At 69.8% G+C, this 13,741-nt stretch carries 13 protein-coding genes; 1 reads left to right on the forward strand and 12 read right to left on the reverse strand.

Annotated elements, in window-relative coordinates; translation table 11 throughout:
* Positions 1-6: 6 nt before the first annotated feature.
* The 7 genes from pyrF to pyrR are packed head-to-tail and all read right to left on the reverse strand — an operon-like array spanning position 7 to position 8,675.
* The gene (gene pyrF / locus NM203_RS11500; RefSeq protein WP_255060039.1) at positions 7-819 is read right to left on the reverse strand and encodes an orotidine-5'-phosphate decarboxylase; all 813 of its coding nucleotides are present in this window, start codon (positions 817-819) and stop codon (positions 7-9) included.
* Entirely contained in the window at positions 816-4,160 is a 3,345-nt protein-coding gene (gene carB, locus NM203_RS11505) for a carbamoyl-phosphate synthase large subunit (protein ID WP_255060041.1), read from the reverse strand. The genes pyrF and carB overlap by 4 nt, the downstream gene beginning before the upstream one ends.
* Complete coding sequence (carA, locus tag NM203_RS11510; protein WP_255060042.1) at positions 4,160-5,272, reverse strand: glutamine-hydrolyzing carbamoyl-phosphate synthase small subunit; 1,113 nt, start codon at positions 5,270-5,272, stop codon at positions 4,160-4,162. The genes carB and carA overlap by 1 nt, the downstream gene beginning before the upstream one ends.
* A complete protein-coding gene (locus NM203_RS11515; protein ID WP_255060043.1) occupies positions 5,269-5,805 on the reverse strand; it encodes a PH-like domain-containing protein in 537 nt (178 codons plus the stop codon). Before NM203_RS11515 ends, carA begins: the two co-directional genes overlap by 4 nt.
* Positions 5,802-7,121, reverse strand: a complete 1,320-nt coding sequence (locus NM203_RS11520) for a dihydroorotase (protein WP_255060045.1) — start codon at positions 7,119-7,121, stop codon at positions 5,802-5,804. Before NM203_RS11520 ends, NM203_RS11515 begins: the two co-directional genes overlap by 4 nt.
* On the reverse strand, positions 7,118-8,068 hold the full coding sequence (locus NM203_RS11525; RefSeq protein WP_255060047.1) for an aspartate carbamoyltransferase catalytic subunit: 951 nt from the start codon (positions 8,066-8,068) through the stop codon (positions 7,118-7,120). The genes NM203_RS11520 and NM203_RS11525 overlap by 4 nt, the downstream gene beginning before the upstream one ends.
* Positions 8,069-8,099: 31 nt before the next feature.
* Complete coding sequence (pyrR, locus tag NM203_RS11530) at positions 8,100-8,675, reverse strand: bifunctional pyr operon transcriptional regulator/uracil phosphoribosyltransferase PyrR (protein WP_255060049.1); 576 nt, start codon at positions 8,673-8,675, stop codon at positions 8,100-8,102.
* Positions 8,676-8,799: 124 nt separating this feature from the next.
* Here pyrR and NM203_RS11535 point away from each other — a divergent pair, with 124 nt between their 5' ends.
* A complete protein-coding gene (locus NM203_RS11535; protein WP_255060050.1) occupies positions 8,800-10,011 on the forward strand; it encodes a serine hydrolase domain-containing protein in 1,212 nt (403 codons plus the stop codon).
* A gap of 4 nt (positions 10,012-10,015) precedes the next feature.
* Here the strand turns inward: NM203_RS11535 and NM203_RS11540 are convergent, their stop codons facing one another.
* The 5 genes from NM203_RS11540 to NM203_RS11560 all read right to left on the reverse strand — a co-directional run bounded on the left by NM203_RS11540 (position 10,016) and on the right by NM203_RS11560 (position 13,728).
* Positions 10,016-10,837: an HpcH/HpaI aldolase/citrate lyase family protein gene (locus NM203_RS11540; RefSeq protein WP_255060052.1), complete on the reverse strand. Its 822-nt coding sequence runs from the start codon at positions 10,835-10,837 to the stop codon at positions 10,016-10,018.
* Between the two features lie 64 nt (positions 10,838-10,901).
* Complete coding sequence (locus NM203_RS11545) at positions 10,902-11,441, reverse strand: hypothetical protein (protein ID WP_255060053.1); 540 nt, start codon at positions 11,439-11,441, stop codon at positions 10,902-10,904.
* Positions 11,441-12,055 (reverse strand): transcription antitermination factor NusB, encoded by a 615-nt coding sequence (nusB, locus tag NM203_RS11550; RefSeq protein WP_255060055.1) that lies wholly within the window; start codon positions 12,053-12,055, stop codon positions 11,441-11,443. The genes NM203_RS11545 and nusB overlap by 1 nt, the downstream gene beginning before the upstream one ends.
* Positions 12,048-12,611 (reverse strand): elongation factor P, encoded by a 564-nt coding sequence (gene efp / locus NM203_RS11555; RefSeq protein ID WP_255060057.1) that lies wholly within the window; start codon positions 12,609-12,611, stop codon positions 12,048-12,050. Before efp ends, nusB begins: the two co-directional genes overlap by 8 nt.
* A gap of 22 nt (positions 12,612-12,633) precedes the next feature.
* Positions 12,634-13,728, reverse strand: a complete 1,095-nt coding sequence (locus NM203_RS11560) for a M24 family metallopeptidase (RefSeq protein ID WP_255060058.1) — start codon at positions 13,726-13,728, stop codon at positions 12,634-12,636.
* Positions 13,729-13,741 lie beyond the last annotated feature (13 nt).

Raw genomic sequence — 13,741 nt, forward strand, 5'->3', positions numbered from 1 at the left:
CGCAGGCTAGTTCAGGTGGGCGACGGCGTCGCGCATCCGCTCGGCGGCAGCGCGCACCGCACCCGCGTCGGGTCCGGCCCGCAGCACCTCGCGGGACACGGCGGGCAGCAGTGTCCCCGGTGCCGCGCCGCCCAGCCCGGCCAGCGCATCGGGCCTGCCGCCCTGCGCACCGACCCCCGGAAGCAGCACCGGACCGCCGAGGGCGCCGAGGTCGGGCACCTCGGTGAGCGTCGCGCCGACGACGACACCGACCGAACCCGTTCCCGCGGAACGATTCTCGGCGGCAGCGGCGTCGACGATCGACTGCGCGACCGTCCGGCCGTCCACCACCGCACGCTGCACGGAGGCACCCTCCGGGTTCGACGTCGCGGCGAGCACGAACACACCGCGGTCGTGCTGCGCCGCGACGTCGAGCAGCGGCCGCAGCGACTCGAAGCCCAGGTACGGCGATGCGGTGACCGCATCGCAGGCCAGCGGCGACTCCCCCGCCCACGCCGCGGCGTACGCGGCCATCGTGGTCCCGATATCACCGCGCTTGGCGTCGGCGAGCACCAGCACACCCGCTTCCCGCAACGCGGAGATCGTGGCCTCCAGCACCGCGTAGCCCGCGGCGCCGTAGGCCTCGAAGAACGCCACCTGCGGCTTGACGATCGCGAACCCGGTGTAGGCGCGTACGCACACGTCGCAGAACGCTCGCAGTCCGTCGGCGTCGGCGGGCATCCCCCACGCCGCCAGCAGCTCGGGGTGCGGATCGATGCCGAGGCACAGCGGCCCCCGCTCCGACATCGCCTCGGCGAGCCGCACCCCGAACGGGCTCACCGCGACGAACCCAGCTGACTGTGCAGCTCCTGCAGTGACCGCACGCCGATATCGCCGCGGATCCCGGCTTCGATGCCCTGCACCGCGGCTGACGCGCCCTGCACCGTCGTGATGCACGGGATGTTCATCGCCACCGCGGCGGAGCGGATCTCGTACCCGTCGATGCGCGGTCCCGAGTTGCCGTACGGCGTGTTGATCACCATGTTGACCTCGCCGGCGCGGATCGCGTCCACCGCCGACATGGCCGGCCGTCCCGCACCCGGTTCCTCGAAGATCTTGCGCACCACGTCGCAGGGAATACCGTTGCGGCGCAGCATCTCCGCGGTCCCCTCGGTGGCCAGTACCCGGAAGCCGAGATCGGCGAGCCGCTTGACGGGGAACACCAGCGAGCGCTTGTCCCGGTTGGCCACCGACACGAACACCGCCCCGGACGCGGGCAGCGAACCGTAGGCCGCGGTCTGGCTCTTCGCGAACGCCGTCCCGAAATCGCGATCGATGCCCATCACCTCACCGGTGGACTTCATCTCGGGGCCCAGCAGCGAATCGACCTGCGAGCCGTCGGCCTTGCGGAACCGGTTGAACGGCAGCACCGCCTCCTTCACCGCGATCGGCGCGTTGGGCGCGGGGCTGGCGCCGTCGCCGTCGGGCGCCAGCACACCCTCCTCCCGCAGGGTGGCGATGGTGGTGCCCAGCATGATCCGCGCGCAGGCCTTGGCGAGCGGCACCGCCGTGGCCTTCGACACGAACGGCACCGTGCGGCTGGCGCGGGGATTGGCCTCCAGCACGTAGAGCACGTCGTCCTTCAGCGCGTACTGCACGTTGAGCAGGCCGACGACGCCGATGCCGTGTGCGATGGCCTCGGTGGCGCGCCGCACGGATTCGATGTCCTGCCGCCCCAGCGTCACCGGCGGCAGCGCGCACGCCGAGTCGCCGGAGTGGATGCCCGCCTCCTCGATGTGCTCCATCACGCCGCCGATGTAGACCTCGGTGCCGTCACACAGCGCGTCGACGTCGATCTCGATGGCGTCCTCGAGGAACCGGTCGACAAGGACCGGGTGTTCGGGGGACAGTTCGGTCGCCCGAGTGATGTAGCCCTTGAGGGTCTCCTCGTCGTAGACGATCTCCATGCCGCGTCCGCCGAGCACGTACGACGGCCGCACCAGAACGGGATAGCCGATGTCGGCGGCGATGCGTCGGGCCTGCTCGAAGCTGGTCGCGGTGCCGAATCGCGGTGCGGGCAGGCCGGCGTTCGTCAGCACCTCGCCGAACTCACCGCGATCCTCGGCGAGGTCGATCGCCTTGGGGCTGGTGCCGACGATCGGGACACCCTCGTCGGCGAGCCGTTGCGCGAGCCCGAGCGGCGTCTGGCCGCCCAGCTGGACGATCACGCCGACCACACCGGGACCCCCTGCGCCCGAAGCGGATTCGGCGTAGTAGACCTCGAGCACGTCCTCCAGGGTCAGCGGTTCGAAGTACAGCCGGTCGGCGGTGTCGTAGTCGGTGGACACCGTCTCGGGGTTGCAGTTGACCATCACGGTCTCGAACCCGGCCTGGCTCAATGTGATCGCGGCGTGCACGCAGCTGTAGTCGAACTCGATGCCCTGGCCGATGCGGTTGGGGCCCGACCCGAGGATCAGCACCTTGGGCAGTTCGGTCTGCGGGGCGACCTCGGTCTCGGCGGCGGGGTCCAGTTCGTAACTGCTGTAGTGGTACGGCGTCCGCGCCTCGAACTCCGCCGCGCAGGTGTCGACGGTCTTGTACACGGGATGGATGCCCAGCCGCCTGCGCAGCGCACGCACGCCGACCTCGCCCGCGAGTTCGGGCCGCAACGCGGCGATCTGGCGATCGGACAGCCCGCTGTGCTTGGCCCGACGCAGCAGTTCCTCATCGAGCACCGGGGCGTCGTTGAGCTCGCCGCGCAGGGACACCAGGCCGGCGATCTGGTCGACGAACCACGGGTCGACGCCGGACGCGTCGGCCACCTGCTCGACGGTGCCGCCGAGCCGCAGCGCCAGCTCGATGTCGTAGAGCCTGCCGTCGGTCGGGGTCCGCAACCGCTCGAGCAGCTCGTCGACGGTCGCGTCGTCGTCGCCGCCGGTCCAGAATCCGGCCCGACCGGTCTCCAGCGAGCGCATGACCTTGCCGAGCGCTTCGATGAAGTTGCGGCCCAACGACATCGCCTCGCCGACGGACTTCATCGTCGTCGTCAGTGTCGGATCGGCACCGGGGAACTTCTCGAACGCGAACCGCGGCGCCTTGACCACCACGTAGTCGAGCGTCGGCTCGAAGCAGGCGGGCGTCTCCTTGGTGATGTCGTTGACGATCTCGTCGAGCGTGTACCCGATGGCGAGCTTCGCCGCGATCTTCGCGATCGGGAATCCCGTCGCCTTGGACGCCAACGCGCTGGACCGCGACACCCTGGGGTTCATCTCGATGACGATGAGCCTGCCGTCTTTCGGGTCGATCGCGAACTGGATGTTGCAGCCGCCGGTGTCGACGCCGACCTCGCGCAGGATCGCGATACCCAGATCGCGCATCCGCTGGTACTCGCGGTCGGTCAGCGTCATCGCCGGTGCGACCGTCACCGAGTCCCCGGTGTGCACGCCCATCGGATCGAAGTTCTCGATCGAGCACACCACCACCACGTTGTCGTGGTGGTCGCGCATCAACTCGAGTTCGAATTCCTTCCAGCCGTAGATCGATTCCTCGATCAGCACGTTGGCGGTCGGCGACGCGGCGAGGCCGTCGCCGGCCATCCGCTCGACGTCCTCAACCGAGTGCGCCATGCCGGAGCCCAGACCGCCCATCGTGAAGGACGGTCGAACGACGACGGGCAGGCCGAGGTCGGCGACGGTCTCACGGACCTCGTCCATGGTGAAGCAGACTCTCGACTTGGCGGATTCGCCGCCCACCTTCGCCACGATGTCCTTGAAGCGCTGCCGGTCCTCGCCGCGCTGGATGGCCTCGAAGTCCGCACCGATCATCTCGACGCCGTACTTCTCCAGTACGCCGCCCTCGTACAGTGCCACCGCGGTGTTCAGCGCGGTCTGGCCACCGAGTGTGGCGAGCACGGCGTCGATCTTGTTACCGCGCTCGGCCTGCTGGGCGAAGATCTTCTCGACGAACGCGGCCGTAATGGGTTCGACGTAGGTGTGATCCGCGTACTCGGGGTCCGTCATGATCGTCGCCGGGTTCGAGTTGACGAGGCTGACCTCGATACCTTCGGCGCGCAGCACGCGGCAGGCCTGGGTGCCCGAGTAGTCGAACTCGCACGCCTGGCCGATGACGATCGGCCCGGAGCCGATGACGAGGACGTGCTTGATGTCTTCACGACGTGGCATTAGCGCTCCATCACATCGACGAACTGATCGAACAGGTACTCGGCGTCGTGTGGTCCGGCCGCCGCCTCGGGGTGGTACTGCACTGAGAACGCGCGCCCGTCAACCAGTCTGATGCCCTCGACGACGCCGTCGTTGGCACAGGTGTGGCTGACCATCGCGCGGCCGAACGGGGTGTCGAACTCCTCGCCCGCTTCGCCTTCGAGCGCGAAGCCGTGATTCTGGGCGGTGATCGCGACCCGCCCGGTGGCGTGATCCAGCACCGGGATGTTGATGCCGCGATGTCCGAACACCATCTTGTAGGTGGAGCGTCCGAGCGCCCGGCCGAGCAACTGGTTGCCGAAGCAGATGCCGAACAGCGGGATGCCCGCGCCGAGCACCTCGCGGGTGACGGCGACGACGTGGTCGGCGGTCGCCGGGTCGCCGGGGCCGTTGGAGAGGAACACCCCGTCGGGTTTGAGATCGGCGATCTGCTCGAACGTCGCCGATGACGGCAGCACGTGGCTGCGAACGCCCCGGCTCGCGAAGTTGCGCGGCGTGTTCGTCTTGATGCCGAGGTCCAGCGCGGCGACCGTGAAGCGATGCGCGCCTTCGGGTTCCACGATGTACGCCGCACTCGTGCTGACCTCGCCCGCCAGGTCGGCCCCGAGCATGGAGGCCTGGCCGCGGACTCTGGTGAGCAGTTCGTCGGTGCCCGCCAGGGCTGCGCCCGAGAACACACCGGCCTTCATCGACCCGGCCGAGCGCAGGTGGCGCACCACGGCGCGGGTGTCGATGCCCGCGATGCCGACGATGCCCTGCCGGACCAGTTCGTCGTCCAGAGTGCCGGTCGCCCGCCAGTTGGAGGCCCGCGGCGACGGGTCTCGCACGGCGTACCCGGCGACCCAGATCTTGTCGGCGCGACTCTCGCCGTCCTCGGCGTTCCAGCCGGTGTTGCCGATCTGCGGCGCGGTGGCGACGACGATCTGGCCGTGGTAGCTCGGATCGGTCAGCGTCTCCTGGTATCCGGACATCCCGGTGGAGAACACCGCCTCGCCGAGTGTCTGACCCACCGCGCCGAACGTCGTGCCCGTGAAGACGCGACCGTCCTCGAGTACCAAAACGGCCCTGCTCACGCCGCCTCCTCAGTCGTCCAGTTGGCGAGTTCGCGACGGTCGTCGCCGCGGAACCCCGTGTCGATCTGCGTCCCCGACGGGAGCGTCCAGCGGATGGCCAGAATGCCCTCGTGGGTCAGTGCCTTACCGGCGATGGCACGTTCGGTCCGGATCGTCTTGATCGACTCGTCGGGAATCCAGATCGGGGTGGCGCCGGTGCGCTGCAGCATGATGCCCTCGGGGTACCGCGTCAGCACCGCCTTGCTGCGGAAGCCGAGATCGCCGACGACGACGCGGTCCAGCCAACTCGGACCGGACGACGCCGCGGCATCGACACCCAGGTCGGCGATCGTGCTTCCCACGTAGAGGCCTTTCATGGCCGGAATCAGCGCGGGCCCAACGGTGTCCGGCATCGGCGGCAGTGTGCCGATGCTCTCGACCTGGCGTTGCGCCCGGTGCAGCCAGCCCTTCATCATGCGGCGGATCAGGAACGCGATCAGCAGAGCGATCAACGCGGCCATGATCAGCGAGGTGACGAGGGTTCCGGTGTTCACTGGGCCGAACCCCCGGTCGCTGCGCTCCTGCCCGCCGGGGCACTCTTCCCGTCCCGTGCCGTCACCCTGCCGCGCAGCATCGTCAGCGTCACGGTGGCGGGCAGCGTCATCGACTCGTAGGGCGTGTTGTCCGATCGGCTCGCCAGCGCGCCGCCGTCGACGGTCCACTCCGCGTCCGGATCGACGACGACGAGGTTGGCGGGTTCCCCGACGGCCAGCGGTCGACCCTGGTCGGGCAGTCCGACGATCCTGGCGGGCGCCTCGCTCATCACACGGGCCACGTCGCGCCAGCCGATCAGGCCGGGCCGCACCATCGTCTCGACCACGACGGACAGCGCGGTCTGCAATCCGAGCATGCCGGGCCGGGCGTTGGCGAACTCGCACATCTTCTCGTGCGCGGCGTGCGGCGCGTGATCGGTGGCGACGCAGTCGATCACGCCGTCGGCGAGCGCCTGGCGCAGCGCGATCGCGTCGTCCGCTTCGCGCAGCGGCGGGTTGACCCGGTTGCGGCCGTCGTAGCTCGTCAACCGGGTGTCGTCGAGCAGCAGGTGGTGCGGCGTCACCTCGGCGGTGATCGACACCCCCTGCTCCTTGGCCCATCTGACGAGCTCGACCGTGCCCGCCGTCGAGGCGTGGCAGATGTGCACGCGGGCACCCGCATCGCGCGCCAGCAGCGCGTCGCGCGCCACGATCGACTCCTCGGCGGCGCGGGGCCAACCCGCCAACCCGAGCCGCGCCGCGTTGGGACCCTCGTGCGCCACGGCGCCGACGGTCAGCCGCGGCTCCTCGGCGTGCTGGGCGATGAGCACGCCGACGCCGGTGGCGTACTCGAGTGCCCGGCGCATGATGAGCGGATCGTCCACGCAGACGCCGTCATCGGAGAACATCCGCACCTTGCCGACGCCCGCGGCCATCAGCCCCATCTCGGTGAGCTGCTTGCCCTTCAGGCCGACGGTGACCGCCCCGACTGGGTGCACGTCGACGAGTCCGACCTGCTGGCCGCGGTGCCAGACGTGGTCGGTGACGACCGGGCTGTCGGCTACCGGATCGGTGTTGGCCATCGCGAACACGGCCGTGTAGCCACCGAGAGCCGCTGCCGCCGAACCGGTTTCGATGTCCTCGGCGTATTCGCGGCCGGGTTCGCGCAGGTGCGTGTGCAGGTCGACGAAGCCGGGCAGCAGGACCCGCCCCGCACAGTCGATGACCTCGTCACCCGCCAATCCGGTACCGATCTCGGCGATCTGCCCGTCGGCGACGAGTACGTCGACGGGCTCTCCCCCGCCGTACAGTCGGACCCCGCTGATGACCGTGCTCATGCGCTGATCGCCTCCCGTTCGGCGCCGACGAGAAGATGGAAGAGCACGGCCATCCGGACGTGCACGCCGTTGGAGACCTGTTGCAGCACAGCGGATTGCGAGGAGTCGGCGACCGATGACGCGATCTCCATGCCGCGCAGCATCGGGCCGGGATGCAGCACCACCGCACTGTCGGGCAGCAGCGCCTGGCGCTTCTCCGAGAGTCCGTAGAGGACCGAGTACTCGCGCGCCGACGGGAAGAAGCCGCCGTTCATCCGCTCGGCCTGCACGCGCAGCATCAGCACGGCGTCGGCGCCCGGCAGTTCGGCGTCGAGGTCGTGCGACACCGTGACGGGCCAGCCGTCGACCCCGAGTGGCAGCAGGGTCGGCGGCGCCACCAGCACCACCTCGGCGCCCAGGGTCGCCAGCAGCGTGACGTTGGAGCGGGCGACCCGACTGTGCAGGATGTCGCCGACGATGACGACGCGCCTGCCCTCGACGTCGCCGAGGCGCTGGCGCAGTGTCAACGCGTCGAGCAGCGCCTGGGTGGGGTGCTCGTGGGTACCGTCGCCGGCGTTGATGACACTCGGCCCGCCCCCGTCGGCCTCGGCCGTCCACTCCGAGAGCTGTTGCGGCGCCCCGGAAGCCGGGTGCCGGATGATCAGGGCGTCGGCGCCTGCGGCGCGCAGCGTCAGGGCGGTGTCACGCAGCGACTCGCCCTTGGCCACCGAGGATCCCGAGGCGCTGACGTTGATGACGTCGGCGCTCATCCACTTCCCCGCCACCTCGAACGACACCCTGGTGCGCGTCGAGTTCTCGTAGAACATCGTGATGACGGTCCGCCCGCGCAGCGTCGGCAGCTTCTTGACCTCGCGGCCGATCAGGGCGTCGCGGAAGCGGTCGGCGTCGTCGAGGATCGCCACGGCCTCCTCGCGGCTCAGGTCGGAGGCCGATAGAAGGTGCTTCATGCTCCGGCTCCTCTGCTCTTCGCGCAAGCGCTCATCGCACCGGCCCTCCCTCGGGGGCGATGGACACGTGGTCCTCGCCGCCGTCGTTCTCCTCGAGGCGCACCTTCACGTTCTCGCTGCGCGAGGTCGGCACGTTCTTGCCGACGTAGTCGGCGCGCAGCGGCAACTCGCGGTGGCCCCGGTCGACGAGCACCGCCAGTTGCACGCTCCTCGGGCGGCCGATGTCGCGCAGCGCGTCCAGAGCCGAGCGCACCGAGCGCCCGGTGTAGAGCACGTCGTCGACCAGGACGACCAGCGCACCGTCGATCCCGCCCTCGGGAATCGTCGTGTCGGCGAGCGCCCTCGGCGGCTTACTCGCCAGATCGTCGCGGTACAGCGTGATGTCGAGAGCGCCGTGGGCAACGGTGACTCCGGAGAACTCGTGGATCCGCGCGGCGAGTCGCGTCGCCAGCGTGACGCCGCGGGTCGGGATGCCCAGTAGCACGACGCTCGGGGCGTCGGCGCCGTCGAGCGCGGTCTTCTCGATGATCTGATGCGCGATGCGCGAAACGGTCCGTCCAACGTCGGCCGCGGTCATCAACTCGCGGTCGGCATTCGGGGCAGCCACCTACCGGGACCTCCTTCTCCGCCTCTCCGGACGGATCGTTAAAGGATGTCAAACTGCGGGGACTCTACCATCGGCGCGACCGCCCGAGCACATGCGCCGCGGCGCGCTGACTACGCTGACGCGGATGAACCTCGACGCCAATCAAGCCTCCATCCGCGAGGTGATCGACGCCGGACTGCTCGCGGGTGCGGTCACCCTGGTGTGGCGCGGCGGGGAGGTGCTGCAGGTCAACGAACTCGGGCACCGAGACGTGCACGCCGGCCTGCCGATGAGACGCGACACCGTGTTCCGCATCGCGTCGATGACCAAGCCGGTGACGGTGGCCGCCGCCATGGCGCTCGTCGAGGAGGGCAAGCTCACACTGTCGGACCCGGTGTCGACGTGGCTGCCCGAACTCGCCGATGCACGGGTGCTGGCCGATCCCGCCGGTCCGCTCGATCGCACCGACCCGATGCGCAGGCCCATCACCTTCGACGACCTGATGACCCACCGCAGCGGACTGGCCTACGCCTTCTCGGTGGGCGCGCCGCTGGGCAGGGCCTACGGACGGCTGATGTTCCGCCAGGACCAGGACCGCTGGCTGGCGGAGTTGGCGGCGCTGCCGCTGGCGCACCAGCCCGGTGAGCGGCTGACCTACAGCCACTCCACCGATGTGCTCGGGATCGCGCTGTCGCGCATCGAGGGCAAGCCGTTGTCGGATGTCCTGGCGGCGCGGATCTTCGAGCCACTCGGCATGACCGACACGGGTTTCGCCGTCACGCCGGAGGGCAGGCGCCGCGCCGCGACGATGTACAAGATCGACGCGGCGACCAACGAGTTGCGCGACGACGTGATGGGTCCGGCCAACGTCACGCTGCCGACGTTCTGCACCGGCGGTGCGGGCCTCTGGTCCACGGTCGACGACTACCTGACGTTCGCGCGAATGCTGCTGGGCTTCGGCGAGGTCGACGGCGTGCGCGTGCTGACCGAGGACTCCGTGCGAGCGATGCGGGGCGATCGCCTGACCGACGAGCAGAAGCGCCAGCCGTTCCTCGGGATGCCGTACTGGCGCGGCCGCGGTTTCGGGCTCAACCTGTCGGTCGTCACCGATCCGGCGCAGTCCCGGCAGCTCTACGGCCCCGGCGGCCTCGGCTCGTTCAACTGGCCGGGCGCGTACGGCACGTGGTGGCTGGCCGACCCGTCGTCCGACCTGATCCTCTTCTACCTGATCCAGAACATGCCGGACCTGAGCACGGATACCGCTGCCGCGATCGCGGGCAACACGTCGCTGCTGAAGCTCCAGGGTGCGCAGCCGAAGTTCGTCCGGACCACCTATCGCGAGCTCGGGCTGTTGTAACCCGTTACAGCACACCCAGTTTGACGGCGAGATCGAGGACGGCTTCGGCGCGCGCTCGGGTGGGGCCCGCGCTTCCGTCGTAGGCACCCGTCGGCGCGTCGAGGCGGGCCAGGGTGTCGCGGGCCTCGTCGATCTCCGGCACCGAGGGACTCAGCAGCGTGTTGATCGTCTCCGCGTGGGCGGCGTCCAGGCACAGCCGACCGGTCATCCCGGCCACCTTGGCGACCTCGGTGTCGCGGGTGAGGTGGCGCGTCTGATCCCGCAGGGTCGGCCCGTCGATCGGCGCGGGTAGTCCGGCCGCCCGGCTGGCGATCACCAGCCGCGCCCGCGGATACGCGAGCACCACCGGATCGGCGCTCATTCCGGTGTCCTTACGAAAGTCGCCGACGCCGAACGCGATTCGCGAACAGGAGCGCGCGATGTCGAACGCGTACTCGATCCCGAGGGCGGATTCGATCAGGGCGACGACGGGGGTGCCCGCGGGCAGTCGCGCCGCGGTCGCGGCGACGTCGTCGGGTGACTCCGTCTTCGCGAGCATCACACCGGCCAGGCCGGGCGCGGTGGACAGCGCGTCCAGATCGGCCTCCCACGCGGGTGTCGTCACGCTGTTGATCCGCGCCCACGCGCTGCCGCCTCCGTGCAGCCAGTCCGCGACGGCGCGCCTGCCGTCGTCGCGCTGCGCACTGGGCAGGCCGTCCTCGATGTCGAGGACGACGACGTCGCAGACGGTGTCGACCGCCGACGCGAAGCCGGGCAGACCCGGCTGCAGCAGCCAGGTACGAGCCAGTGACCAGTGCGGGCTGCGGACACGCGACGAGACCGACATGCCTATGACCGTCTCGAACGACCGGGCGGCGCGCCAGGTTGCGTTCATATTGTTCAGCCGCGGCTCAGAGCGACCGGGACAGCACCCTGCCGAACTGCAGCAGGCGCTGCATCTGCGCGAGTCCCCCGTTGTCCACGGTCTTGACGTATCGGAAGGACTCGCAGAACAGGTCCGTGTCGACGGCGCTCTTCTGCCGAGTGCGGGTCAACAGCTGCGTGTACATGCGCAGCCGCACCTCGGCCAGCCGCCGGGTGCCGTCGCTGAGGACGTCGAACTCGGTGGTGAGGATGTGGTCGGTGATCGTCGACAGCGCGATGGTGCGCACCGACGCCTCCAGCAGCTGCCGCGACTCCCGGCCGTCGGCCGACATCTCGTCGTCGGCGCGCCAGATGATCAGCCGGCGGCCTTCGGTCAGCACGACCTCCTGCCACAGCGCCTCGCCCCACTGCTCGTTGGTGACGCCCCGCGACATGATGAACGATGTGACGGTCGGGAAGTCGACGAGCGAGCGCAGCTGATCCAACGCCAGCTCGGGGTCCCGCAGGTACACCTTCGCCGCGTCCGCGATGCTCGTGTACGGCGCCCAGTCCTGCGGTTCGCTCATCAGGAGACCTCGGGTACCCCGTGCGCCTTCGAGACGGCGTCGGAGACGGCCTGAGCGGCCGCCCGCAGCTGCGGGGTGACCAGCATGACCTGCCCGAGGACTCCGTTGACGAAGCCCGGCGACTCGTCGGTGGAGAGCTTCTTGGCCAGCTCGACCGCCTCGTCGACGGCGACCGGCTCCGGCACGTCGTCGGCGTGCAGGAGTTCCCACACCGCGACACGCAGGATCGCGCGGTCGACGGCGGGCAGCCTGGTGAGCGTCCAGCCCTGCAGGTGCGCCGAGATGAGATCGTCGATGTGCTCGGCGTTGTCGGTGACGCCGCGCGCGACCGTGACGGTGTAGGGGTTCAGGGCCGCGACCTCGGAGTCGTTCTCCGCCAACGTGGTTCGGGTGTCGACGAGTTCCGCTGCGGTCAAGCCGCGCGCCTCCGACTCGAACAGCATCTCGACCGCGCGCTTACGCGCCTGATGCCGACCCCGGTCGCCCTTGCGGGGTCCCCTGTCGCGGCTCCACTCGCCCGCCGAATGACCGCTCCGCTCGCCCCGTGCCGATATCCCGTCGCTCCGCTCGCCCCGTGCCGATATCCCGTCGCTCCGCTCGCCCCGGTCAGGCATTGACCCTTCCCAGGTAGCTGCCGTCCCGCGAGTCGACCTTGAGCTTGTCGCCGGTGTTGATGAAGAGCGGAACCTGGATCTCGGCGCCGGTCTCCATGGTCGCGGGCTTGGTCCCCGCGTTGGAGCGGTCGCCCTGCAGGCCGGGCTCGGTGCTGGCGACGACGAGTTCGACGGTGACCGGGAGCTCGAGGTAGAGCGGCGCGCCGTCGTGGAACGCGATCTGGACCGGCATGCTCTCCAGCAGGTAGTTGGCGGAGGTGCCGACGAGCGTCTCGGACAGCGGGTGCTGCTCGTAGTCCTCGGAGTCCATGAAGACGAAGTCGCTGCCGTCGCGGTACAGGTAGGTGGCGTCGCGGCGGTCGACGGTCGCCGTCTCCACCTTCACGCCGGCGTTGTAGGTCTTGTCGACGACCTTGCCCGACAGCACGTTCTTGAGCTTCGTGCGCACGAACGCGGGGCCCTTGCCCGGCTTGACGTGCTGGAACTCGATGATCTGCCAGAGCTGGCCGTCGATCTGCAGGACGAGCCCGTTCTTGAAGTCTGCGGTCGATGCCACTGCGGTAGTACTCCTATAAGTCTCAGTTGATGACAACCAGTTCCTTGGGGAACCGGGTGAGCAACTCGGGGGTGGGTGAGTCCTCTCCACCCACGACGAGGGTGTCCTCGATCCGGACACCGCCGCGGCCCGGCAGATAGACACCTGGCTCCACGGTCACCGCGGAGCCAGCAAGCAGTGTACCGGCGGATGAGGCGCCGATTCCCGGCGCTTCGTGGATCTGCAGGCCGACACCGTGGCCCAGCCCGTGACCGAAGTTCTCGGCGAACCCGGCGTCGGCGATGACCTGGCGCGATGCGGCGTCGACGTCCTTGAGGCCGGTGCCGGGTGCCAGCGCCTCGCGACCCGCCCGCTGCGCGGTCGCCACCAGGTCGTAGACGTCGAGCTGCCACTGCGCCACGGGGTCGAGCACGAACGTGCGCGTCATGTCGGAGTGGTATCCCGCGACCAGCGCGCCGAAGTCGATCTTCACGAAGTCCCCGGCGGCCAGCACCGCAGCTGTCGGACGGTGGTGAGGGATGGCCGAATTCGCCCCCGCGGCGACGATCGTCTCGAACGACACCCCGTCGGCGCCGTGATCGAGCATGCGCGCCTCGAGCTCGCGGCCCACCTCCTTCTCGGTGCGACCCGGCCGCAGGCCGCCGGCGTCCACCAGGTCGCGCAGCGCGGCGTCGGCGGCCTCGCACGCCAGCCGCAGAAGCGCGATCTCGCCCGCGTCCTTCACCTCGCGCAGCGCCTCCACGGTGCCCGCCGCCCGGACGAACTCCAGGTCCGGCGCGACGCGCTTCAGGACGCCGTAGCCGTCGAACGTCACGACGTGGCTCTCGAAACCGAGCCTGCGCACCCCGTCGGCCGCCGCGCGGGTCGCCAGGTGCGCAGCGCACGCCCGCTCGATGACCACTTCGGCGTCCGGCGACTGCTGCGCCGCCTGCGTGACGTACCTGCCGTCGGTGGCCAGCACCGGAACCTCGGATTCGGCCGACACCAGCAACGCCGCGTTCGAACCGGTGAAACCCGACAGGTAACGCACGTTGACCAGGTCCGTTACCAGGATCGCGTCCAGTTCGTTGGCAACCAGCCGACGACGCAGCCGGTCTCGGCGCTGGGAAATAGTCACGGTCTCCGACGCT

Origin of the sequence: Mycolicibacterium arenosum, assembly GCF_024320865.1 — a bacterium.
In the GTDB taxonomy this organism is placed as follows: Bacteria; Actinomycetota; Actinomycetes; order Mycobacteriales; family Mycobacteriaceae; genus Mycobacterium; species Mycobacterium arenosum.